Source organism: Hydrogenophaga sp. BPS33 (assembly GCF_009859475.1).
Taxonomy (GTDB): Bacteria; Pseudomonadota; Gammaproteobacteria; order Burkholderiales; family Burkholderiaceae_C; genus Hydrogenophaga.
Genome location: NZ_CP044549.1, coordinates 2,963,799 through 2,987,722 on the forward strand (window position 1 = coordinate 2,963,799; position 23,924 = coordinate 2,987,722).

Sequence of the window (23,924 nt, forward strand, 5' to 3'; positions counted from 1 at the left end):
CGTGGCGCCCGTGGCCTTGCGGACGCGTTCAGGCTTTGGCGGTCTTTCGCACCGGACGTTGGGCGGCAATGGGCGCCGCCTTCTTCACCACGGCTTTGCGGGGGGCCTTCTTGGTGGCAGGGCGTGGCTTGGCGGCGGGTGTGGGCGCGCCGGCAGCCGGTTGGTGCGCCAGGATGAACGACTTCACGACCGGGTACACCATGTCGCGCCAACGCCGGCCGCTGAAGATGCCGTAGTGGCCCGCACCCTTGGCCTCGTAGTGCATGTGGTGCGACTTCGGGATGCTGGTGCACAGTTCGTGCGCCGCAGCGGTCTGGCCCGAGCCAGAGATGTCGTCGAGCTCGCCTTCGATGGTGAGCAGCCCGCTGCGTTGGATGTCCTGAGGGCGCACGCGCTCGCGCTTGCCGTCTTCGTTCTGCACGTCCCAGGTGCCGTGGACCAGCTTGAATTCCTGGAACACCGTCTCGATGGTCTCGAGGTAGTAGTCTGCGTCCATGTCGAGCACGGCGTTGTACTCGTCGTAGAACTTGCGATGGGCTTCTGCGCTGTCGTTGTCGCCCTTGAGCAGGTCCTTGAAATAGTCGTAGTGGCTCGACGCGTGGCGGTCCGGGTTCATGGCCACGAAACCGGTGTGCTGCAGGAAGCCCGGGTATACGCGGCGGCCTGCACCGGGGAAGTTGTCGGGCACGCGGTAGATCACATTGTTCTCGAACCACTCGAAGCTGCGCTGCGTGGCCAGGTTGTTCACCGCGGTGGGCGATTTGCGCGCGTCGATCGGGCCGCCCATCATGGTCATGGACAGCGGCGTGGTTTCGCCGCGGCTGGCCATCAGCGAGACCGCAGCCAGCACAGGAACGGTGGGCTGGCAAACGCTGATCACATGGCAATTGCCGTAGCCCTTTTGAAGGTGGCGAATGAATTCCTGCACGTAGTTCACGTAGTCGTCCAGATGGAACTCGCCATCGGCCAGGGGCACCAGACGCGCGTTCTTCCAGTCGGTGATGTAGACCTTGTGGTCCTTGAGCATGGTGCGCACCGTGTCGCGCAGCAGAGTGGCGTAGTGGCCAGAGAGCGGCGCGACGATCAGCACCACGGGCTGTCCTTTGAGCCGCGCCAGGGTGTCGGTGTCGTCCGAGAAGCGCTTGAAACGGCGCAGTTCGCAAAACGGCTTGTCGATCTCGACCCGCTCGTGGATCGCAATCCCCACCCCATCGACGTCCACGGTGTGGATGCCGAAGACCGGCTTTTCATAGTCCTTGCCCAGGCGGTGGAGCAGGTCGTACCCGGCAGAGATGCGTTGGGCTCCCGGCAACTGCGCCAGGGGCAGCATGGGGTTGCTGTAGAGCCGGGCCGCCACCTCCGCGAGATCGGAGAACGGCTCCATGATCGAGCGCTGGGTTTCGTAGATTTGGTACAGCATGGGGCAGGCGGCCAAAACAGTTATGTTGCGGTGCAATATAGCAGCATGTGGCGGCCCTTGCACCCGGTGGTGGTGTTGATATCACTTGACTTCTGCGGACAACTGTCACCTTCGTGAAAGAATCCGCCAGAGCCTTCAAGACCTATATGACCCAAATCCCCACCACCCCCGTTGCTGCCGACCAGCCGCTCGCCGATCTCGCCGGCCTTCTACCGGTCACCGAGCGCCTGCCCGCGATCTTCCTGGGGCACGGCAGTCCCATGAATGCCATCGAAGACAACCGCTGGCGGCGCAGCTGGGTGTCTCTGGGCGACGAACTGCGCTCCCTTGGCAACACCCCGAAGCTGATTCTTTGCATTTCGGCGCATTGGCTCACGCCCGGATGGCAGCTCACCGCCATGGCCCAGCCACCCACCATCCACGACTTCGGCGGCTTTCCGCAGGCCTTGTTCGACCAGCAGTACCCAGCGCCCGGCTCGCCCGACATGGCGCGTGCGATTGGTGCGGCGGTAAAGCAGCCCGACTCGGGCCGCGGGCTCGATCTGGATGGCGATGCCTGGGGGTTGGACCACGGCGCCTGGTCGGTCCTCAAGCCCATGTTTCCCGACGCAGACATCCCGGTGATCCAGTTGAGCATGGACTATCGGCGGCCCGCCGCCGAGCACTTCGCCGTCGGCCGTCAATTGGCGCAACTGCGCGAGCGCGGCGTGTTGATCGTGGGCAGCGGCAACATCGTGCACAACCTGCGCACCATGCGCCGCGATGCCGCCGACAACCAGGCCTACGATTGGGCGATCGAATTCGACCGGATCACGGCCGAGCACATCGCGCAGGGCCGGCTGGAGGCTTTGAACGATTTTCAGCAGCTCGGCGCGCTGGCCCAGATGGCCCACCCGAGCTGGGAGCACTATTTGCCGCTGCTCTACGCGGCCGGGGCCGCTGGTGTGGACGAAACCCCCCGGTTCTTCAACGATGGCTTTCAGGGCGCATCGATTTCGATGCGCTCCGTGCTCTGGTCCTGAACGCCACGCGCCCATGAAAAAGCCGCTCGGTGAGCGGCTTTTTTCGATCCCGCCCGGCGGTGTCAGACCACCTTGGCGATGGCCTGGCAGACGTAGTCGATGTTCTTGCTGTTGAGCGCGGCTACGCACATGCGGCCGGTGTCCGTGCCGTACACGCCGAACTCGCTGCGCAGGCGCACCATCTGGTCTTTGCTCAGGCCGGAGTAGCTGAACATGCCGATCTGGCTGGTGATGAAGCCCATGTCCTGTTTCACGCCCGCAGCCTTGAGGCCGTCCACCAGCTTCTGGCGCATGGCCTTGATGCGCACGCGCATCTCGCCCAGTTCCTTTTCCCAGACGGCGCGCAACTCGGGGTTGTTCAGCACCGCGGCCACCACCGCGCCGCCATGGATGGGCGGGTTGGAGTAGTTGGTGCGGATCACGATCTTGAGCTGCGACAGCACGCGCGAGGCTTCTTCGGCGTTCTCGCACAGCACCGACAGCGCGCCCACGCGTTCGCCATACAGGCTGAAGCTCTTGGAGAAGGAGGTGGAGACGAAGAAGGTGAGGCCGGCGGCGACGAACTTGCCGATGACGGCGCCGTCTTCGGCAATACCATGGCCGAAGCCCTGGTAGGCCATGTCGAGGAAGGGCGTCAGGCCGCGGGCCTTGACGACGGCAATGACCTGGTCCCACTGCGCAGGCGTGATGTCGTAGCCGGTCGGGTTGTGGCAGCAGGCATGCAGGACGGCGATGCTGCCGGCCGCGGCCGCGTTCAGGCTGGCCAGCATGCCCTCGAAATTGACGCCGCGCTTGTCGGCGTCGTAGTAGGCGTAGGTGTCGACCTTGAAGCCGGCGTTGGTGAACAGGGCGCGGTGGTTCTCCCAGCTCGGATCGCTGATCAGCACCGTTGCCTCGGGGTTCAGCCGCTTGAGGAAGTCGGCCCCGATCTTGAGGCCGCCCGTACCGCCAATGGCCTGCACGGTGGCGACGCGTCCCGATTTCACGGGCTCGGACTCCGAGCCGAACACCAGGCTCTTGACCGCCGCGTCGTACGCGGCGATGCCGTCGATGGGCAGGTAGCCCCGCGCGGCGGGCTTGTCCATCATGGTCTTCTCGGCGGCCTGCACACATTGCAGCAAGGGCAGTTTGCCGTTGTCGTCGAAATACACACCGACGCCAAGATTGACTTTGTTGGGGTTGGCATCGGCGGCAAACTGTTCGTTCAGACCCAGAATCGGGTCGCGCGGCGCCATTTCGACGGCGGAGAAGAGGGACATGCTGGGGTTCCTGGGGTTGAGGGCGAAAGCAGCTGGCATTTTAGCGTCGCGCCTTGCGCGCTTTCGTCCGCCCGCATCGCGCCGTGTCAATGCTTCGTAGGCTGTATTTTTTGTCCTCATCCGTGTGCTTCCGCATACTCGGCACGATGTTGTGCGATGCTCGCCCAGGGTCTGGAGCGCGTCGGCGAGGAGCTCTGGGTTATATTCAAAAGGGAATTAACTTTTATTAACATTTCGCCGCGTTTAGGAGGAAATGGGTCATGCGAAAACATACGTCGGGTCTTCTTCGTGCTCTTGCCACCGCTGCATCTGCGGGCGCGTTGCTGCTGGGTTTGAGTGGTTGCGCCAGCACGGGCAATTTGCCTGCGGCGCCCGTCGTGGCGAGCACCTCTGCCTATGCCTACCTCGTGGGGCCTGGTGACACGCTCAACATCACTGTGTGGCGCAATCCCGAGCTTTCATTGACGGTCCCGGTCCGTCCCGATGGCAAGGTTTCCGCACCACTTGTCGATGAGCTGATGGCGCAAGGCAAGACGTCCTCGGAAATCGCCCGCGACATCGAGAAGGCTCTGGGCAAATTCGTTCGCGACCCGGTCGTTACCGTGATCGTGACCAATTTCGTGGGGCCCTACAGCGAGCAGATCCGTGTGGTGGGTGAGGCGACCAAACCGCAGTTCCTGCCCTATAAGCAGAAGATGACGGTGATGGACGTGATGATTGCGGTCGGCGGCCTCACCGATTTCGCTGCAGGTAACAAGGCCACGATTGTGCGCGCCTCCGAAAACAACAAGCGCTACAGCGTGCGGCTGCAGGATCTGGTCAAGCGCGGTGACATTTCCGCGAACGTGGAAATGCTGCCGGGCGACATTCTCATCATCCCGCAAGGCTGGTTCTAAGCGGCCTTCGGATGGGCACGTGGGCTGGTCTGGCGACCCGCCCTTCCTTCGCTGTCACACACAGATTCGCGCATGCATGATCTCCTGAACCAAATCGCCACCACCCTGCGGGGCATGTGGAAGTACCGCCGGATGGGCGTGCTGATCGCGTGGATCGTGGCCGCCATCGGCGCTGCTGGGGTGCTGATGATCCCCGATCGCTATGAAGCTTCTTCGCGGGTCTATGTGGACACGCAGTCGATCCTGCGGCCGCTGATGGCTGGGTTGGCGATCCAGCCCGATGTCGAGCAGCAAGTGGCCATGCTCAGCCGTACCCTGATCAACCGCCCCACGGTGGAGAAACTCATCCAGATGGCCAATCTGGAAACGCCCGGCCAGACCAAGGCCGAGCGCGATGCCTTGTACGCGAACCTGTCGAAATCGCTCGCCATCCGCTCGACGGGACGGGACAACCTGTACACACTGTCGTACCGCGATGAGAACCCCGAGCGTTCGCTGGAAGTGGTGAAGTCCTTGTTGACCATCTTCGTCGAGTCGGCCAAGGGCGCTTCGGGTGCGGACTCGGACAGTGCCCGCCGCTTCATCGAAGAACAGATCAAGAACTACGAGCAGAAACTCTCCGAGGCGGAAGCCCGTGTCAAGGAGTTTCGCCTGCGCAACCTGGACATGCAGGCCGCCGGTGGACCGGATGTCGCTGCGCGCATGGCCGAAATGCTCAGCACCTTGAGCCAAGCGCGCCTGGAGCTGCGCGAGGCCGAGAGCGCCCGCGAAGCAGCCCGCGTGCAACTGGAGAAAGCGCGCGAGATGGCGCGCTCGGCGCCCGACGGAGCCTTGTCCAGCTTCGCAACGCCCGAACTCGATTCGCGGCTGGATGCGCTCAAGCGCAGCCTCGACGGGCTGCTGCAGCGGTTCACCGAGCAGCACCCGGACGTGTTGAACACACGCAAGCTGATCAGGGAACTGGAAGATCAGAAGCGCCGCGAGATCGCGGAAATGCGCCGTGCGGCGGCCGCTTCGCCGAGCACGCCCGTGATCGGCAGCAATCCGGCCTTTGTCGAGATGTCACGCACCTTGGCGTCGGCCGAAGTGCAGGTGGCCTCGCTGCGTGCCCGCGTAAGCGAGTACGAGAGCCGTGCAGCCCGACTGCGTGAACAGATGAAGGTGGCGCCGCAGATGGAGGCCGAGCTCGCGCAGCTCAACCGCGACTATGAAGTCCACCGCAAGAACTACCAGGATCTGGTCTCACGCCGCGAGACTGTGCTCATGAGCGGTGAGCTGGAGAGCACCTCCAGCCTGGCCGATTTCCGGGTCGTCGAGCCGCCTCAGGTGTCTCGCAAGCCTGTGGCGCCGAACCGCGCGCTGCTGTTGCCGGTGGCTTTGATCGCCGCCTTGGGAGCGGGTATTGGCGTGACCTTCCTGGTGAGCCAGTTGCGCCCCGTGTTTTTCGATGCATCGGCCTTGCGTGGCGCTACCGAACTGCCCTTGCTGGGGGTTGTGACCCTGGTGAAGAACGACACCATGCGCCGACGCGAGTCTCGAAGCCTTCGGCGGTTTCTGATGGCGATCCTGACGCTGGTCGTGTTGTTCCTTTTGGGTATGGCGGCGCTGTCGTACCACTCGAGCCTTTGAAGGGGAGTCGAATACATGTCCAGCCTGATTGAAAAAGCAGCCCAGCGACTAGAACAACTGCGACAGGCCGGTGCCGATGTGCCGCCTGCCGCCGATGCGCCTGCCACTGCGGCAAAGGCTGCGGCACCCGCAGCCGCGCCGTCGGTGCCGCCCAGCGAGCCGCCCAAGACCGTTTCCAAGACGGTGCGTCTGGATCTGGCTGCACTGACCGAACTGGGATTCGTGACCTCGAATGCGCCGCGGGCCGTGATCGCCGATCAGTATCGGGTGATCAAGAGACCTTTGATTGCCAATGCCACGGGCAAGGGTGCGTCGGCTGTCGCCCACGGCAATCGCATCATGGTGACCAGTGCCATGCCGGGCGAAGGCAAGAGCTTCACGGCGATCAACCTGGCCATGAGCATCGCCATGGAATTGGACTACACCGTCTTGCTGGTCGATGCCGATGTATCCCGTCCCTCCATCATGAAGACGTTGGGCCTGCCTCAGGGGCCGGGTCTTCTCGATCTTCTGACCAACGACAAGATCGAAATGTCCGACACCTTGTTGCGGACCAATGTTGACAAGCTGAGCCTGCTGCCCAGCGGCACGCCCCATCCGCGCGCGACCGAACTCCTGGCCAGCGATGCGATGACCCGATTGATTGAGGAGATGGGGCACCGCTACCCGGACCGCATCATCATTTTCGATTCACCGCCGTTGCTGCTCACCACGGAATCCCGTGTGCTCGCCACGCACATGGGTCAGATCGTGATGGTGGTGCAGGCGGAGAAGACCTTGCAGTCCCAGGTCAAGCATGCGCTGACCACCATCGAGTCCTGCCCCATCAAGCTGATGGTGCTCAACCAGGTGCACGGTGGTGACCAGGAGGCGCATGGCTATGGCTACGGCTATGGGCACGGCGCTCCGAGGAAATCGACTGCGTCCGACGCAGTCGCGGCATGAAGCGTTCAGGGAGGAGATCGAGTGACAAGTAGATCGTTCACCCGCCCGATGGCCCTGCGGGCTTCTGCGCTGGCGCGCGCCATGTCCGGGCTGCTGGTGCTGTCGTTGCACGTTGCCGTCGACGCGCAGGAGTTGCCAGCGACGCAGGATGTGGCCGAGGTCGAAACGCCCACGGGGCCGCCACCGAGTTTCTGGCTGGTGCCGCGCATTTCGTTCTCGCAGGGCTTTTCCAACAACGGAAATCTGGCGGGGCCGGGCCAGACGCGCGAATCGGAACAGATCACGGAAATCAGTCCGGGCGTGGGCCTCGTGTTCAACAGCGGCAGGCTCAAGGGCTTTCTCGATTACTCCGTGCGCGCCATTTACGACGCACAACGCACCGCGGGAGACAACATCCAGCAGGCCTTGAACACCAATGGCACGTTCATGGCCTGGGACAACCGCGCGTTCATCGACTTTGCCGGCCTCATTGGCCAGCAACCCATCTCCGCGTTCGAGTCGCCGGAAGTCAATCTGGTGGGCAACGGCAACCTGTCTGAAACGTCCAGCTTCTACTTCTCGCCGTATTTGCGGGGCGAGCTGCCCGGTAGCCTGGACTACGAGCTGCGCTACGGTTGGCAGCAGAACCGCACGGACACGACGTTGCGCTCCGACAGCACAAGCAAGAGCACGCGCGCGCGCCTGAGTCGGCAGACCGAGGGGCGGGCGCTGTACTGGACCGTGGAAGCGGGGCGCACCGAGCTCGACTATTCACTGGGATCGTCGCAAACCCTGGACGAACTCAACGGCCGCCTGTTCTACCCGGTGACATCCACAGTCACGCTCTCGGCCCTGGCGGGCGTCGAGTCCAACGATTTGCTCACGCCCGAGAAGAAGTCGTACAGCGAGACCGGGTTGGGGTTGCAATGGCAACCGACCGAGCGCATGCGACTGGTGCTGGAAGGGAACCGGCGGTTTTTCGGCAACGGCCACAACGTCGAGTTCGAGTACCGCGGCCGGCGCACGATCTGGCGCTACACGGACGCGCGCGATGTGTTGACCACACCGCTTGACGGCGTTGTGGGCGACCGCGGTTCCATCTACAGCCTGCTCGATGCGCTTTCGACAGAGAGCGATCCTGTGCTGAGAGCTCAGCAGGTGAATGCCGAACTGCAGCGTCTGGGTTTGCCCGCAGACTATCCCGTTTCGGGCGGCTACCTGACGTCAAGAGCCACCGTGCAGCGCATCCAGGAACTGTCGCTTGCGCTCACCGATCCGCGAAATGCGCTCATCGTTGCCGTTTCACGCAACACGGCGCGCCGCCTGGGTGCCGCGATCGCGCTGATCGACGATTTCGGCATGGCGTCCGACATCCGCGAAAAGGCCTGGCGCATCACGTACGCCCACCGTCTCACGCCCCTCACCTCGATCAATGCCGGCTTCGTCAGGCAGAGCGCCGAGGGTATCAACACCGGGATGCGCTACACCCTCAAGACCTTTACGCTGGGGATGACCACGCGTCTGGCCCAGCGCACAAGCGCCTCCCTGCAATTGCGGCATTCGAACTTCGATGGCCCCTCGCCCTACAAGGAAACCTCCGTGCTGGGTGTCATCACGTACCGGTTCTGATTCATGTACGAAGCCTATTACGGGTTGACCAGCAAACCCTTTCAACTCAATCCCGATCCGCGTTTCTATTACAGCAGCAAGCCGCACCGGCGCGCACGTTCGTACCTGGTCTATGGCGTCATGCGTGGAGAGGGTTTCATTGTCATCACCGGCGAGGTCGGAGCGGGCAAGACCACCATCGTGCGCGACCTGCTCGACAGCCTGGAAAACGGCTCGGTGGTGGCCGCGCATCTGGTGAGCACACAACTGGGCGCCGACGATGCGCTCAAGCTGGTGTGCGCGGCTTTCGGCGTGGCGGTGCGTGGCGCCGGCAAGGCCGACATGCTGATGGCACTCGAAGCCTTTTTCATCACGCAGACCACGCAGGGCAAGCGTTGCCTCCTGATCGTCGACGAAGCACAGAACCTGCAGCCGCAGGCGGTCGAGGAGTTGCGCATGCTCTCCAACTTCCAGTTTGGCGAGCAGGCCCTGTTGCAGACGTTCCTGGTGGGCCAACCCGAGTTCCGCAACATTCTGCAAGGCCCGGGTATGTTGCAATTGCGCCAGCGGGTCACGGCGCGCTGCCACCTGGGGCCGCTGGACGAAGAAGACACCCGTGCCTACATCGAGCACCGCATCAAGTGCGCCGGTGGCACCGACAAGCCTGTGTTCGAGCCGGGCGTGTTTGCAGGCATCTTCCATCACAGCGGTGGCATTCCCAGACGCATCAACACCTTGTGCGATCGCTTGCTGCTGCAGGGCTACCTCCTCGAAGCGACCACGCTCACCGTGGACGCGCTCAACGAGGTGGTTGCGGAGATGCACGCAGAAAGCGCCGTCCCGCTGCCGCAGGCGCCGGCAGCCGAGGACGACCGCTGGGCGCATCTGCCCAAGGCCGGCGAGGGCAGCGAGCTGCGCTCATCGCTGGCCGATGGCATTGGTTCGGAAGACCTGGACCTGGATCCGTCGTTGGTGGATGGCATCGGCGAGGAACTGACCCGCGTGTCGGCCGAACAGCTGAGCACCCGTTTGCTGCGTATGGAGCGCAGCGTGTTGCGGCAGGAGCGGGTGAGCCTGGAAATCCTGAGCGCCTTGAAGAAGATCGTCGCCGCCACCCGCAAATCCCGCAACAACGGCAGCAGCAGCTGATCCATCGGGGGTTTTATGGCATCCAGCACACCCATTACCAATGCGCTGACCATCGACGTCGAAGACTATTTCCAGGTCTCGGCCATGGCGCCCTACATCGAGCGCGCCGAATGGGACCAGCGCGAATGCCGCGTCGAACACAACATCGACCGCATTCTGCAGTTGCTGGCGGTCAAGCAGACCCGCGCCACCTTCTTCACCCTGGGCTGGGTGGCCGAGCGCTACCCCGACATGGTCAGGCGCATCGTGCGCGAAGGCCATGAGCTGGCCAGCCACGGTTATGGCCATCAGCGGGTGAGCGATCTGTCGGAGCCAGCGTTCTTTGAGGACATCACGCGCGCCAAAGGCCTGCTCGAAGACATCGGCGGCCAGCAGGTGCTCGGCTACCGGGCGCCGAGTTTCTCGATCGGCGCGGGCAACCTCTGGGCGCTGGACACCTTGCTGCGTGCGGGCTACCGCTACAGCTCCAGCATCTACCCCGTCAAGCACGACCACTACGGCATGCCCGATGCGCCGCGCTTCGCCTACCAGGCGCGTGAAGGCCTGCTGGAGGTACCGCCGACCACGCTGCGCCTGTTCAACCGCAACCTGCCGTCCAGCGGCGGCGGCTATTTCCGCCTGATGCCTTATTCCCTGTCGCGCTGGATGCTGCGGCAGGTCAACCAGCGCGACGCGCAGTCCGCCATCTTCTACTTCCACCCCTGGGAGATCGACCCAGGTCAACCGCGGGTGGATGGTATCGACCTCAAGACACGCTTTCGCCACTACGTCAACATCGGACGGACCGAACAGCGCCTGGCGCGCCTGCTGGACGATTTCCCATGGGGGCGCATGGACCAGATTTTCCTGAACGATCGTGTGCAGGGGGCGAGCGTTGTCTGATCCGACCGTCCTGCGCCTCCATCGTCTCGACAGCACCCGACCCGATCAGGTCGCGCGCTGGGACGCCTTTGTGCTCGCGCAACCGCAAGCCACCTTTTTCCACCGGGCGGGCTGGCAAACCGTCATTCGCGACGTCTTTCGCCACGACACGTACTTCCTCTATGTGGAGGCGGACGGTGACATTCAGGGCGTGCTGCCACTGGCGCATGTGAACAGCCGCCTGTTCGGCAACGCGCTCACCGGTCTGCCGTTTGCCGTGTATGGCGGCACCGCGGCCGCAACGCCCGAGGCTGCGGCGGCCCTGGAGGCCGAGGCGCAACGCCTGGCGGTCGAACTGGGCACCGACCACCTGGAGCTGCGCCACATCGAGCGCCGGCATGATGACTGGCCGGTGCAGGAGCTCTACGTCACCTTCCGCAAGGCCATCCTGCCCAAGGAAGAGGACAACATGCTGGCCATCCCGCGCAAGCAGCGCGCCATGGTGCGCAAGGGCATCAAGAACGGCCTGAGCTCGCACATCGATACGGATGCCGAGCGCTTCTTCGCGATGTACGCGGACAACGTGCACCGGCACGGCACACCGGCCATGCCCAAGCGCTACTTCGAGACCCTGCTCAAGACCTTTGGCGCGGATTGCGAGGTGCTGACCGTGTGCTCGGCCCAGGGCCGCCCATTGTCCAGCGTGCTCAGTTTCTATTTCCGCGACGAGGTCCTGCCGTATTACGCCGGCGACGACGAGGCCGCGCGCGATCTGGCCGCCAACGACTTCAAGTACTGGGAGCTCCTGCGCCTGGCCTGCGCCCGCGGGCTCAAGGTGTTCGACTACGGGCGCAGCAAGGAGGGCACCGGCCCGTATGCGTTCAAGAAGAACTGGGGCTTCGAGCCCACGCCCCTGCACTACGAATACCGCCTGTACAAGCGCGAGAGCATTCCGCAGAACAACCCGGCCAACGCGAAATACAAACTGCTGATCGCGACCTGGCGCAGGTTGCCCATTGGCGTGGCGAACTGGCTGGGCCCTTTCATCGTGCGCAATCTCGGCTAAGGCCACCTCCGACGCGCACCATGGCCAACCTGCTGTACCTCGTTCACCGCCTGCCTTACCCGCCCAACAAAGGCGACAAGGTGCGCTCGTACCACTTGCTGCGCCACCTACTGCAGAAGCACCGGGTGTTCCTGGGCACCTTCATCGACGACCCGGATGACGCGCAGCACCTGCCCGTGCTCAAGGCCATGTGCCCCGATCTGCACGTCGAACGCATCCAGCCCCGCACCGCCAAGCTGCTGAGCGCCACCGGCTTGCTGCGCGGTGAAGCCTTGTCGCTCACCTACTACCGCAACGCCGGCATGCGGCGCTGGGTGGAGCAGGTGGGACGGGCGCACACCTTGCAGGCGAGCGTGGTGTTTTCCTCGGCCATGGCGCAGTACGCGCAGCCGCTGGCGCCGCAGGTGCCGATGCTGGTCGATTTCGTCGACGTCGATTCGGCCAAGTGGACGCAGTACGCCCCGGCGCACCGCTGGCCCATGTCGGCGGTGTACCGACGCGAAGGCGAACGGCTGCTGGCCTATGAGCGCGAAGTGGCGCAACAGGCCCGCCGCTCGTTCTTCGTCACGCCCAACGAGACCGCCTTGTTCGTTTCCCAGGCCCCCGAGGCCGAGGGCCGCGTGCAGCCGCTGAGCAACGGCGTCGACGCCGATTTCTTCGCGCCCGACCCGGCGCGCGAAAACCCGTTTGCGCCGGGCGAGCGGGCCGTGGTGTTCACCGGCGCAATGGACTACTGGCCCAACATCGACGGCGTGAGCTGGTTCGTGGCCGACATGCTGCCGCGCCTGCGCGCCCACTGGCCGAACGCGCGCTTCTACATCGTGGGCCGCAGCCCCTCACCGCAGGTGCAGGCCTTGGCGGGTGAGCATGTGGTGGTCACCGGCACCGTGCCCGACGTGCGGCCCTACCTGCAGCACGCCGCGGCGGTGGTTGCGCCATTGCGGGTGGCGCGCGGCATCCAGAACAAGATTCTCGAGGCCATGGCCATGGAGCAGGCGGTGATCACCGTGCCATCGTGTGCCGACGCCATTGGCGCCACAGCCGAGCAGGGCCTGTTGCGCGCCGACGATGCCGACGGTTTCCTGCAGGCGCTGCAGGCATTGCTCGATGCCCCCGAGCGGGCGGCCGAGCGGGGCCGGGAGGCCCGCCGCTTCGTACTGCAGCAGTTCAGCTGGCAGGCGCACCTGAGCGGCATAGACGCCTGCCTGGACCTACCTCAGACCCGCGCGCAGGAGGTGCACTGACATGTGCGGCATCTCCGGCATGTTCGACACCATGGGCCTGCGTGACTACGATCGCGCCCTGGCCGCACGCATCAACAACATCCAGGCCCACCGGGGCCCGGACGAAGACGACCTGCACCTCGAACCCGGCCTGGCGCTGGGCCACCGCCGGCTCTCGGTGATCGACCTGGCCACAGGCCAGCAGCCGCAGTTCAATGCCGATGGCAGTGTGGGCATCGTGTTCAACGGCGAGATCTACAACTTCCAGGAACTCGTGCCCGAACTCAAGGCCCTGGGCTACCTGTTCCGCACGCGCAGCGACACCGAGGTGATCGTGCACGCGTACTCGGCCTGGGGCACCGCCTGCGTGCACCGGCTGCGTGGCATGTTCGCTTTCGCGATCTGGGACCGCAGGCAGCAGACGCTGTTCCTTGCGCGCGACCGCATGGGCGTCAAGCCCATGCACTACGCCTGGCTGCCCGACGGTACGTTCATCTTCGGCTCCGAGCTCAAGGTGGTCACGGCTCATCCCGCCTTCGTGCGCGACATCGACCCGCTGGCCGTGGAGGACTACTTCACGTTCGGCTACGTGCCGGACCCGCGCTGCATCTACCGCAATGCCCGCAAGCTGCCGCCTGCGCACACCCTGTTGCTGCGCCGTGGCGAAGCCGATCAGCCCGAGCCGGTGCCGTACTGGGACGTTCAGTTCACCAACGACAACCCGATCGACCAGGCCGATGCCCAAGCCGAGTTGCGCGAGCGCGTGCGCGAGTCGGTCAAGCTGCGCCTGATCGCCGATGTGCCACTGGGCGCATTCCTCTCGGGTGGCGTCGATTCGAGCGCGGTGGTCGCCACCATGGCGGGGCTTTCCGACACGCCGGTGCACACCTGCGCCATCGGCTTTGACGATCCGCGCTTCAACGAGTCCGAATTCGCCCAGCAGGTGGCCGACCGGTACCAGACCGATCACCGGCTGGAGATCGTCAAGAGCGACGACTTCGACCTGATCGACACCTTGGCCTGGCTGTACGACGAGCCCTATGCCGACAGCTCCGCCATCCCGACTTACCGCGTCTGCGAAATGGCGCGCAAGCACGTGACCGTGGCACTGTCGGGCGACGGCGGCGACGAAAGCCTGGGCGGCTACCGGCGCTACCGCATGCACCTGGGCGAAGAGCGTGTGCGCAACCGCTTGCCGCATGGCGTGCGCCGCCCCTTGTTCGGTGCGCTCGGCCAGATCTACCCCAAGGCGGATTGGGCGCCGCGCATGTTCCGTGCGAAGACCACCTTCCAGGCCATGGCCATGGACAGCGTGGAGGCGTACCACCACAGCATGTCGCACCTGCGCGCCGACCAGCGCGAGCGCCTGTTTTCCTCCACGTTCAAACGCCAATTGGGCGGCTACTGCTCGCTCGAAGTGTTTCGCCGACACGCGCATCAGGCGCAGACAGACGACCCCCTGGCCCTTGTTCAGTACCTGGACTACAAGACCTGGCTGGTGGGTGACATCAACACCAAGGTCGACCGCGCGGCCATGGCGCACTCGCTGGAAGTGCGCGAGCCGCTGATGGACCACAAACTGATCGAATGGCTGGCCACGCTGCCCAGTGACCTGAAGGTCCAGGGCGGGGAGGGCAAGGCCGTGTTCAAGAAGGCGTTCGAACCGCTGCTGCCGCACGACGTGCTGTACCGGCCCAAGATGGGCTTTTCGGTGCCGCTGGCGAAATGGTTGCGAGGTCCACTGGCCGATCGCATGCGAAAGACCGTGTTGGGCGATCGTCTGGCCCAATGCGGCTATTTCGACCCGGCTTGTCTGCGTACGCTCGTCGAAGAGCATTCGCGTGGCGTTCGCGACCATTCCACGCCCTTGTGGATGCTGATGATGTTTGACGCCTTCCTGCGTGTTCGCGAGAACGCGCCGGGTGCGTGACGGGGTGGTGCGCTTGCATTTACGCAGAGGATCCTCATGACCAGGCTGGCACAGAAATTCAAAGACCGCTTCTACCAACGGCATGAGCATCCGTACATGACGTTCGAAAAGCTCGCAGAAGTCCATCTTCCACCGGGTGGCGTGCTGCTGGATGCGGGATGCGGTCGCACCGCACCCGTGTTGCGCAAGTACTCGGACATCGCCACGCGGTTGATTGGCGTCGATCTGGTGGACCCTCGCGACGTGGCCGCTGGCATCGAATACCACCAGGCAGATCTGGCGAATTTGCCCGTGGAGGATGCCTCTGTCGACCTGATCATCTCGCGCTCGGTGTTCGAGCACCTGGTCGACCCGGTCAGCGTCTATCGCGAGATGCACCGTGTGCTCAAGCCCGGAGGCAAACTGATCTTCCTCACGGCCAACATCTGGGATTACGGCACGGCGATTGCGCGCATCGTGCCCAACCGCTTCCACGCACGCATCGTGAACAAGGTGGAAGGCCGCGCGGAGGAGGACACGTTTCCGACTGCCTACAAGACCAACTCGCGCTCGGCAGTGGACCGCCTTGCACAGGGTGCAGGGTTTCGCGTGCACAGCTTCGACTACCTGAACCAGTACCCCAACTACTTCATGTTCAACGCGGCATTGTTTCTGGTCGGGGTTGCCTATGAGCGGGTGACGTCCGCGGTGCCGGTGTTGAAGTACTTGAGAGGCTGGATCCTGGTCACGCTGCAGAAGACCTGATCCGGGACGCAGCCGTCTCCGTTTGTTTTTTTCTTTATCGGAATGATTGTGAACAAGCTCAAGGTTGGATTGGTGGGGGCGGGAAACATCGCCAAGACACACGCGGCCGCGCTGCGCGAACTGGGACAGACCGAGCTGTCCTGCGTCTTCGACGTGAATCTGCACGCAGCGCAGGCCTTGGCCCGGGAGTTCGGTGCGCGCCACGCCTGCGATTCGCTGCAGGAGATGAACATCGACGAACTCGACAGCGTGCACGTGCTGACGCCGCCGGATTTCCATCTGAGCAGCGCCGAACCGTTCGTGCGGGCGGGCAAGAAGGTCTTGCTGGAAAAACCGGTCGGTGTGAGCAGTGCCGAATGCGATGCGCTGCGGGAGATGGCCGCCGCTTCTGGGGCCGTGATCGGTGTGAACCAGAACCTGGTGTTCAATCCGGCTTACGTGAAGCTCAAGGAAACGATTGCTTCAGGGCGCCTGGGCAAGCCACGTTACCTCGACTACATCTACGAAGTCCCGCTGCGCCAGTTGGCCGCCCGGCAGTTTGGCCATTGGATGTTCCGCAAGCCCCTGAACATCCTGCTGGAACAGGCCGTGCACCCGTTGTCTCAGATCCGGGATCTGGCAGGGGCCGTGCGCGAACTCTCCGTGCTGGCCGAGGAACCCGTGGAAATCTCGCCGGGTGTCGGCTTGCACAACGCGTGCCAGGTGTCGCTGCTGTGCGAGCGCATGCCGGCGCACATGCGGTTTCATGTGGGCGCCGAGTTCACGGTCTGCCGCATGACCGTGGTGTGTGACGACGGCGTGGCCGTGGCTGACATGTTCGCCAACCAGTTCCACACCGTGCAGCGCACCGCCTACATGGAGCCCGTGGACGCCTGGCTCTCGGCGCGTGCCACGGGCCGACAGGTGGCATCGCAGGGCTTTGGCGTGCTGCGCGACTACGTTCTGGCCATGGCCAAGCTGCGCCCGCGCTCCGATGCTTTCTACCTCGGCATGAAGGGCAGTCTGCAGGCCTTTTATACGGAGCTTCAAGCACAGGGCAAACCCCGGATCGATCTGGACTTCGGCGCGGAACTCGTGTGGGTGTGCGAGCAGATGGCGGCGGCCTTCAAGCCACTGCCACAACGCGCGGTGCACGAGACCGTGCCACAAGCAGCGCCTGCCGGCGAACTCGTGACCGTGCTGGGCGGCACGGGTTTCATCGGTTCGTACACCGTGGCGGCGCTGCTCGACAAAGGCTACCGCGTGCGTGTGATGGCGCGTGGCATCACCAATCTGCAACAGGTGTTCAGCCGCCCCGGTGTGGAGCTGGTGCGAGGTGACGTGAAGAACCGCGCCGATCTCGAGCGGGCTATCACGGGCGCACCGTATGTGATCAACCTGGCGCATGGCGGTGGTGGTCCCAATTTCGAGGCCATTCGCGCCGCCATGGTCGATTCGGCCACCCTGGTGGCCGAGTTGTGCCGGGCCGCTGGCGTGCAGAGGCTCGTGCACGTCGGCTCCATCGCCAGCCTGTATCTCGGCGATGCCGGCGAGACGATCACGGGCGACACACCGCCCGACCCGCGCCCGGAAACCCGCAACGACTATGCCCGCGCCAAGGCGCTGGCCGACATGGCCTTGCTGGACATCCACCGCAAGACCGGTTTCCCCATCGTGCTGATGCGTCCCGGTCTCGTCGTCGGTTCAGGCACCTCGCCCTTCCATGGCGGATTGGGGTTCTTCAACAATGACCAGTATTGCGTGGGCTGGAACGACGGCGGCAACGCCTTGCCCTGGGTGCTCGCCAGTGATTGCGCCTCGGCCATTGCCCATGCGCTTGCTGCGCCAGCGGCACCCGGGCGGGCCTACAACCTGGTGGGTGACGTGCGGCCCAGCGCACGCGAATACCTGCGCGATTTGTCCTCCACCATCGGGCGCCCGCTCCAGTTCGTCCCCTCGTCGCCCACCGGGTTGTGGCTGGCGGAGATGGGCAAGTGGTTGATCAAGCGCCTGACGGGGCGCGTGGTACCGCGGCCCTACAAGCGCGATCTGGTATCGCGCGGCCTGCTCGCCCGGATCGACTGCGCCAACGCCAAAAGCGATCTGGCGTGGCAACCCGTGGCCGATGCGGCCGAGTTCCACCGCCAGGCCATGGCGGTGCATGCGGGCAAAGGATCTGTGTGAACCCGCCGGGCAGCCGTCGCCAGCGCGTGCTTCTGCACGCGTTTTCGACCTTCACCCTGGGTGGCCCGCAGGCGCGGTTTGTCCAGTTGGCCAACGCCTTCGGGCCCGAATACCGGCACATCGTCGCGGCCATGGACAACCGCTTCGAGGCCGGGGAGCGCCTGGAGCCGGGCGTGAACTGGCAACCGCTGAAGCTCGATGTGAAGAAGGGCGGGGCGCTGGCCAACAGAGGCGCGTTCCGTGCCGTGCTCCAGCGCACGCGGCCCGATCTGCTGGTGTCGTACAACTGGGGTGCGATCGAATGGTCCGCGGCCAATGTGCCCGGCGTCGTGCCGCAGGTGCACGTGGAAGATGGCTTCGGACCTGAGGAAGCCACGCGCCAATTGCCGCGCCGCGTCTGGATGCGCCGCATCCTGCTGGGTTGGCGCGGTGTGCCGGTGGTCGTGGCGTCCCGCAACCTGGAGCGCGTGGCCAAAGAGGTCTGGAAGCTGTCGCCCCGGCGGGTTCGTTTTCTTCCCAACGGTGTGGAGATTCCCTCCGCGCGGATCGTCGAAGACCTGACTGGCGCGCAGCGGCCCATCCGCATCGGGACGGTGGCGGGATTGCGGCCCGAGAAGAACATTGCCCGCTTGATCCGTGCATTCGCGGCCCTGCGGGCGCAGCGTGCCGCGCGCCTGATCCTGGTGGGCGACGGACCTCTGCGCGCCGATCTTCAGGCCCTCGCACGCGAGCTGAACGTCGATCGGGACGTGGAGTTCGTGGGCTATCTGGCCGATCCGTCGTTGCGCTTGCGGGATTTCGACCTGTTCGTGCTGACCTCCGACACGGAGCAATTGCCCATCGCGCTGCTGGAAGCCATGGCCACGGGCATGCCCGTGGTCGCCACACGCGTGGGCGACGTGCCTGACGTGCTGGCCGACGTTTCACCACAGACGCTGTGCCCGCCCGACGACGCAGCGGTGCGCGACACATTGACCCGTGCCTGTGAACAATTGCACCTGTGGCCGGCTTGGGCGCAAGCGGGTCGTGAGAAGGTGATGAACGCCTACGCCAAACCGCGCATGCTCAGCGATTGGAAGCAGGTGTTCGATGGCGCAAACTTCAACGCCGCTTGACCGGGCCACGTTTCAACTCTCTGGCAGCCTTCCTATGCGTGTACTGCATGTCCTTGATCACTCGATACCGCTGCACAGCGGATACACCTTCCGGACCGCGGCGCTGTTGCGCGAGCAACGCGCGCTGGGCTGGGAAACGCACCATCTGACATCGCCCAAACAAGGTGTTTGCGAGGAGGCCGTACAGACGGTAGACGGCCTGAGCTTTCACCGCACGGCGCCGGTGGCGGGCATGGGCTCGCGCTGGCCGGTGGCGGGCGAACTGCTGCTGATGCGGCAACTGCGAACCCGCCTCGACGAGGTGGCCCGGCAGGTCAAACCCGATCTCATACATGCCCATTCGCCGGTGCTCAATGTGCTTCCCGCGATTCAGGTGGGCCGGCAACTGGGCATTCCGGTGGTGTACGAGATCCGTGCCTTCTGGGAGGATGCGGCGGTCGACCACGGCAGCACGCGGGAAGGCAGCTTGCGCTACCGCCTCACCCGTGCCCTGGAGACGCGCGCCATTCGCCAGGCGGCTCACGTGTTCACCATCTGCGAAGGCCTGCGGCAGGACATCGCTGCGCGCGGCGTCCCACCGTCGCACGTGACCGTCATCCCCAATGCGGTCGACGTTGAAGCGTTCCAGCCGTCGGGCACGCCGGACCCGGCGCTGGTCAGCCGCTGGGGCCTCGGCGGCAAGACCGTGGTCGGCTTCGTCGGTTCGTTCTACGCCTACGAAGGGCTGGATCTGCTGGTTCGCTCGATGGTCGAGCTGCGCCAGGTGCGCCCCGACGCCTGTCTGCTGCTGGTGGGCGGCGGGCCGCAGGAAGCCGCGCTCAAGGCCCTGGTGCAGGCCTTGAACCTGCAGGAACACGTCGTGTTCACCGGCCGCGTGCCGCACGCCGAAGTGTCGCGCTACTACGAACTGATCCGGGTCCTGGCCTATCCACGGCACTCGATGCGTTTGACCGAGCTGGTGACGCCGCTCAAACCGCTCGAAGCCATGGCCCAGGAACAGCTCTTCGTCGCCTCCGACGTCGGCGGGCACAAGGAACTCGTCGAGCACCGGAAGACCGGCATTCTTTTCAAGGCCGACGACGTCGCCGCGCTGACGTCGGCATTGCTCGAACTGCTGCAGAGCGAGGCGCAGTGGCCGGTCTTGCGAGCCAATGGGCGCCACTTCGTGGAGTCGGTCCGCAATTGGCGCAACAGCGTGGCGAACTACAAACCCGTTTACGAGCGACTGACCAGGAAAGCCGCGCCATGAAAGTCATGACCGTGTTCGGCACACGCCCCGAGGCCATCAAGATGGCGCCCCTGGTCAAGGGCTTGCAAGCCCGGCAAGGCCAATTGGAAACCGTGGTGTGCGTGACGGCGCAGCACCGCGAAATGCTCGATCAGGTGCTGCGGCTGTTCGATATCGTGCCCCAACACGATCTCAACATCATGAAACCGGGGCAGGACCTGTTCGATGTGACCCGCAACATTCTGGACGGCATGAAGCCGGTGCTGGCACTGGAAAAGCCGGACCTGCTGCTCGTGCACGGCGACACCACCACCACCTTGGCCGCCAGCCTTGCGGGCTACTACTCGCGTGTTCCGGTCGGACATGTCGAGGCCGGCCTGCGCACCGGGAACAAGCTGGCGCCGTATCCTGAAGAAATGAACCGCAGGATCACGGGCGCGATCGCCGACCTGCATTACGCACCCACGCCGGTGGCTCGGGACAACCTGCTGCGCGAAGGTGTCGCGGCCGACACCATCCACGTCACGGGTAACACCGTGATCGACGCGCTGCTGGCGGTGGCGGACAAATTGCGCCACGACGCGCAGGCCAGACGCGCGCTCGACGAGCAGTTCGCCTTCCTCAACCCGGACCGCCGCCTGATCCTGGTGACCGGGCACCGCCGCGAGAACTTTGGTGAAGGCTTCCGGAACATATGTCACGCCCTGGTCGACATTGCCACGGAGCACGACGATGTCGAAGTGCTATACCCGGTGCACCTGAATCCCAACGTGCGACAGCCCGTCGCCGACATCCTGGCCGCACGTGCCTTGACCAATGTCCACCTGATCGATCCCGTGGACTACCTTCCGTTTGTGTATCTCATGGACCGATCGCATCTGATCATCACCGACTCGGGCGGTGTGCAGGAAGAGGCGCCTTCGCTGGGCAAGCCGGTTCTGGTCATGCGCGACACCACCGAGCGACCCGAAGCGGTCGAGGCCGGCACGGTGAGGCTGGTAGGAACGCAGAGAGAGCGGATCGTGGCCGAGGCCGGCCGGCTGTTGAAGGACAACCAGGCCTATGCCGACATGTCGAGGGCGCACAACCCCTACGGCGATGGCAAGGCCGTGCAGAGAATCATCGAAACCATCTTGTCAATGCGGGGGAGAGCTTGAATGGCGCGTGAAACGCAAAAAATCGTGGTGGTGGGCCTGGGCTATATTGGCCTGCCCACCGCTTCCATGTTGGCCACCAAAGGCCACACCGTGCTCGGTGTGGATGTGAACGAGGCCGCGGTCAATACCATCAATTCGGGGCGCATCCACATCATCGAGCCCGATCTGGACATCCTGGTGCGCTCGGCCGTCAACAGCGGGAATCTGCGGGCATCCACCGTGCCGGAGGAGGGCGATACCTTCATTCTGGCCGTGCCGACACCCTTCAAGGAGGAGAACGGCAACCCGAAGGCGCCCGACCTGTCCTATGTGGAAACCGCCACCCGCGCGATCGCGCCGTACGTGCGCGAAGACAACCTGGTCATCCTGGAGTCGACCTCGCCCGTGGGCACGACCCAGTTCATCCAGCAGATCATCGAGTCGATGCGCCCGGAACTCAAAGGCAAGGTGCACTTCGCCCATTGTCCGGAACGGGTGCTGCCCGGTCACATCCTGCGCGAGCTGGTGGACAACGATCGGATCATCGGGGGCACCTCCAAGATGGCCTTGACCAAGGCCAAGGCGCTTTACAAGACCTTCTGCAACGGCGCCATCCTCGAAACCGACAGCCGCACGGCCGAATTGAGCAAACTGGTGGAGAACTCGTTTCGCGACGTCAACATCGCATTCGCCAACGAACTGTCCGTCGTTTGCGACCGCCTGGGCATCAGCGTGTGGGAAACCATCGGGCTGGCCAACCGCCATCCGCGCGTGAACATTCTGCAACCCGGACCCGGCGTGGGCGGGCATTGCATTGCCGTCGATCCCTGGTTCATCGTGGCCAGCGCGCCCGACGAGGCCCGCCTGATCCGCACCGCGCGCGAAGTGAACGATGCGAAACCCCATTGGGTCATCGAGAAGGTTCGCGCCAAGGCCGAGCGCTTTCGCACGCCGGTGATCGGCTGCCTGGGACTGACCTTCAAGGCCAACATCGACGACATGCGCGAGTCGCCTTCGATGGACATTGTCCAGATGCTGATGGCGTCGAACATCGGTACCGTCATGGCCTGCGACCCGAACGTGGCGGCAGAGAAGGTGCCTTTCCCGCTGCACGATCTGAAAGACGTGATCCGGCAAGCCGACATCCTTCTGCTGCTGGTGGACCATGAAGAGTTCCTGGAGATCGATCCGCAGATCGTCAAGGACAAGGTGGTCATCGATACCAAGGGCGTGTTGCGTTGAAGGTTCTGCTCTTCTCCTCGCTGTACCCAAGTTCGGTCCGGCCCATCCACGGAATCTTCGTGGAGACGCGCCTGCGCGAACTGCTCAAGCTCGGCGGGATTGAAGCCAGGGTGGTTGCGCCGGTGCCGTGGTTCCCGTCGAAGCACCCCCGCTTCGGCGACTACGCCAAGTTTGCGGCGACGCCCAGGACCGAGCTGCACAATGGCATCGAAGTCCACCATCCGCGCTACCTGCTGCCTCCCAAGGTCGGGATGACCGTGGCTCCCTACACCATGGCGATCAGCGCCTTGAGGACCATCCGCCGCCTTCAGCGCGATGGCTTCGACTTCGATCTGATCGACGCCCACTATTACTACCCTGACGGCGTGGCGGCCAGCATGTTGGCGCGCTGGCTCAAGAAACCCTTCGTCGTCACCGCGCGCGGCACGGACCTCAACCTGATTCCCCAGTACACGCTTCCGCGCCGCTGGATCCTGCAAACGGCTGCGCAGGCCCATGCCTCCATTGGCGTGTGCCGGGCACTCATGGACGCCTTGCGCGACCTGGGGGCCGATGCCTCCAAGTTGCATACCCTGCGCAATGGCGTGGACCTGGAGCGGTTCCGGCCGGAGCCGCGCGAAACGGCACGGCAGAGACTGGGCCTCGAAGCCGGGCGCACCTACCTGCTTTCGGTCGGGCATCTGATCGAGCGCAAGGGGCATCACATTGCGATCGAGTCGCTGGTTGAGCTTGAACAGGACGTTCGCCTGCTTGTCGTCGGCGGCGGCCAGGAAGAAGGCAGCCTCAAGGCGCTGGCCAGGCGCCTTGGGGTGGAAGACCGGGTGCTCTTCGCGGGTGCGGTTGCGCAGACCGAATTGCGTTGGTGGTATAGCGCCGCCGATGCGCTGCTGCTATGTTCGAGCCGGGAAGGGTGGGCCAATGTGCTGCTGGAGGCCATGGCCTGCGGCACACCGGTGATCGCCACGAACATCTGGGGCACGCCGGATATCGTCACGGGCCCCGATGCGGGCGTGCTCATGGCCACGCGCGATGCCCGCGGTCTGGTCGACGCCTGGCATCGCCTGCGCACGAAGCTGCCCGCGCGCGAAGCGACCCGGGCACATGCCGAGAAGTTTTCCTGGCAATCGACGTCCGAAGGGCAATACGAACTTTTCAGGAGCATGGTGTGATCGACGCGGTTCTGTTCATTCTCGAACTGCTCGCCATGGGCGTGCTGCTGTATGCGAGCGACCGGGTCGACGCGCGCAAGCTCAAGTCCTTGCCGGGGCTGTTCGCGTATCGCAAAGACCCCAAGGACAAATGAGGATGG

At 64.3% G+C, this 23,924-nt stretch carries 20 protein-coding genes; 18 read left to right on the forward strand and 2 right to left on the reverse strand.

What is annotated here, in order from left to right:
• Positions 1-28: 28 nt before the first annotated feature.
• Positions 29-1,420, reverse strand: a complete 1,392-nt coding sequence (locus F9K07_RS13830) for a polyhydroxyalkanoate depolymerase (RefSeq protein WP_159593986.1) — start codon at positions 1,418-1,420, stop codon at positions 29-31.
• 146 nt (positions 1,421-1,566) lie between these two features.
• Here F9K07_RS13830 and ygiD point away from each other — a divergent pair, with 146 nt between their 5' ends.
• A complete protein-coding gene (gene ygiD, locus F9K07_RS13835; RefSeq protein ID WP_159593987.1) occupies positions 1,567-2,442 on the forward strand; it encodes a 4,5-DOPA dioxygenase extradiol in 876 nt (291 codons plus the stop codon).
• A 62-nt stretch (positions 2,443-2,504) separates the two neighbouring features.
• On the opposite strand, the gene F9K07_RS13840 is transcribed toward ygiD, so the two are convergent.
• Positions 2,505-3,701, reverse strand: a complete 1,197-nt coding sequence (locus F9K07_RS13840; RefSeq protein WP_159593988.1) for an amino acid aminotransferase — start codon at positions 3,699-3,701, stop codon at positions 2,505-2,507.
• 260 nt (positions 3,702-3,961) lie between these two features.
• Here F9K07_RS13840 and F9K07_RS13845 point away from each other — a divergent pair, with 260 nt between their 5' ends.
• The 17 genes from F9K07_RS13845 to F9K07_RS13925 all read left to right on the forward strand — a co-directional run bounded on the left by F9K07_RS13845 (position 3,962) and on the right by F9K07_RS13925 (position 23,918).
• Positions 3,962-4,597: an XrtA/PEP-CTERM system exopolysaccharide export protein gene (locus F9K07_RS13845; RefSeq protein ID WP_159593989.1), complete on the forward strand. Its 636-nt coding sequence runs from the start codon at positions 3,962-3,964 to the stop codon at positions 4,595-4,597.
• A 72-nt stretch (positions 4,598-4,669) separates the two neighbouring features.
• Positions 4,670-6,226 carry an XrtA system polysaccharide chain length determinant gene (locus F9K07_RS13850; protein ID WP_159593990.1) on the forward strand — a complete coding sequence of 519 codons (1,557 nt, stop codon included), beginning with the start codon at positions 4,670-4,672 and terminating at the stop codon, positions 6,224-6,226.
• Between the two features lie 15 nt (positions 6,227-6,241).
• Complete coding sequence (locus tag F9K07_RS13855) at positions 6,242-7,171, forward strand: XrtA-associated tyrosine autokinase (protein WP_159593991.1); 930 nt, start codon at positions 6,242-6,244, stop codon at positions 7,169-7,171.
• 21 nt (positions 7,172-7,192) lie between these two features.
• On the forward strand, positions 7,193-8,779 hold the full coding sequence (locus F9K07_RS13860; RefSeq protein WP_159593992.1) for a TIGR03016 family PEP-CTERM system-associated outer membrane protein: 1,587 nt from the start codon (positions 7,193-7,195) through the stop codon (positions 8,777-8,779).
• A gap of 3 nt (positions 8,780-8,782) precedes the next feature.
• On the forward strand, positions 8,783-9,907 hold the full coding sequence (locus F9K07_RS13865; RefSeq protein ID WP_159593993.1) for an XrtA/PEP-CTERM system-associated ATPase: 1,125 nt from the start codon (positions 8,783-8,785) through the stop codon (positions 9,905-9,907).
• Positions 9,908-9,922: 15 nt separating this feature from the next.
• A complete protein-coding gene (locus tag F9K07_RS13870) occupies positions 9,923-10,789 on the forward strand; it encodes an XrtA system polysaccharide deacetylase (protein WP_159593994.1) in 867 nt (288 codons plus the stop codon).
• Positions 10,782-11,834, forward strand: a complete 1,053-nt coding sequence (locus F9K07_RS13875) for a FemAB family XrtA/PEP-CTERM system-associated protein (protein ID WP_159593995.1) — start codon at positions 10,782-10,784, stop codon at positions 11,832-11,834. Before F9K07_RS13870 ends, F9K07_RS13875 begins: the two co-directional genes overlap by 8 nt.
• Positions 11,835-11,854: 20 nt before the next feature.
• Complete coding sequence (locus tag F9K07_RS13880) at positions 11,855-13,078, forward strand: TIGR03087 family PEP-CTERM/XrtA system glycosyltransferase (protein WP_159593996.1); 1,224 nt, start codon at positions 11,855-11,857, stop codon at positions 13,076-13,078.
• Between the two features lies 1 nt (position 13,079).
• Positions 13,080-14,987, forward strand: coding sequence for an XrtA/PEP-CTERM system amidotransferase (locus F9K07_RS13885; RefSeq protein WP_159593997.1), 1,908 nt, complete (start codon positions 13,080-13,082; stop codon positions 14,985-14,987).
• A gap of 36 nt (positions 14,988-15,023) precedes the next feature.
• Complete coding sequence (locus F9K07_RS13890; protein ID WP_159593998.1) at positions 15,024-15,731, forward strand: class I SAM-dependent methyltransferase; 708 nt, start codon at positions 15,024-15,026, stop codon at positions 15,729-15,731.
• A gap of 48 nt (positions 15,732-15,779) precedes the next feature.
• Complete coding sequence (locus tag F9K07_RS13895; RefSeq protein WP_159593999.1) at positions 15,780-17,894, forward strand: NAD-dependent epimerase/dehydratase family protein; 2,115 nt, start codon at positions 15,780-15,782, stop codon at positions 17,892-17,894.
• Positions 17,891-19,009, forward strand: a complete 1,119-nt coding sequence (locus F9K07_RS13900; protein WP_159594000.1) for a glycosyltransferase family 4 protein — start codon at positions 17,891-17,893, stop codon at positions 19,007-19,009. Before F9K07_RS13895 ends, F9K07_RS13900 begins: the two co-directional genes overlap by 4 nt.
• Before the next feature lie 34 nt (positions 19,010-19,043).
• Positions 19,044-20,258, forward strand: coding sequence for a TIGR04063 family PEP-CTERM/XrtA system glycosyltransferase (locus F9K07_RS13905; protein WP_159594001.1), 1,215 nt, complete (start codon positions 19,044-19,046; stop codon positions 20,256-20,258).
• Positions 20,255-21,394 (forward strand): non-hydrolyzing UDP-N-acetylglucosamine 2-epimerase, encoded by a 1,140-nt coding sequence (wecB, locus tag F9K07_RS13910; RefSeq protein WP_159594002.1) that lies wholly within the window; start codon positions 20,255-20,257, stop codon positions 21,392-21,394. The genes F9K07_RS13905 and wecB overlap by 4 nt, the downstream gene beginning before the upstream one ends.
• The gene (gene wecC, locus F9K07_RS13915; RefSeq protein WP_159594003.1) at positions 21,395-22,615 is read left to right on the forward strand and encodes a UDP-N-acetyl-D-mannosamine dehydrogenase; all 1,221 of its coding nucleotides are present in this window, start codon (positions 21,395-21,397) and stop codon (positions 22,613-22,615) included.
• Complete coding sequence (locus F9K07_RS13920) at positions 22,612-23,784, forward strand: glycosyltransferase family 4 protein (RefSeq protein WP_159594004.1); 1,173 nt, start codon at positions 22,612-22,614, stop codon at positions 23,782-23,784. The genes wecC and F9K07_RS13920 overlap by 4 nt, the downstream gene beginning before the upstream one ends.
• Positions 23,781-23,918: a hypothetical protein gene (locus F9K07_RS13925; protein WP_159594005.1), complete on the forward strand. Its 138-nt coding sequence runs from the start codon at positions 23,781-23,783 to the stop codon at positions 23,916-23,918. The genes F9K07_RS13920 and F9K07_RS13925 overlap by 4 nt, the downstream gene beginning before the upstream one ends.
• Positions 23,919-23,924 lie beyond the last annotated feature (6 nt).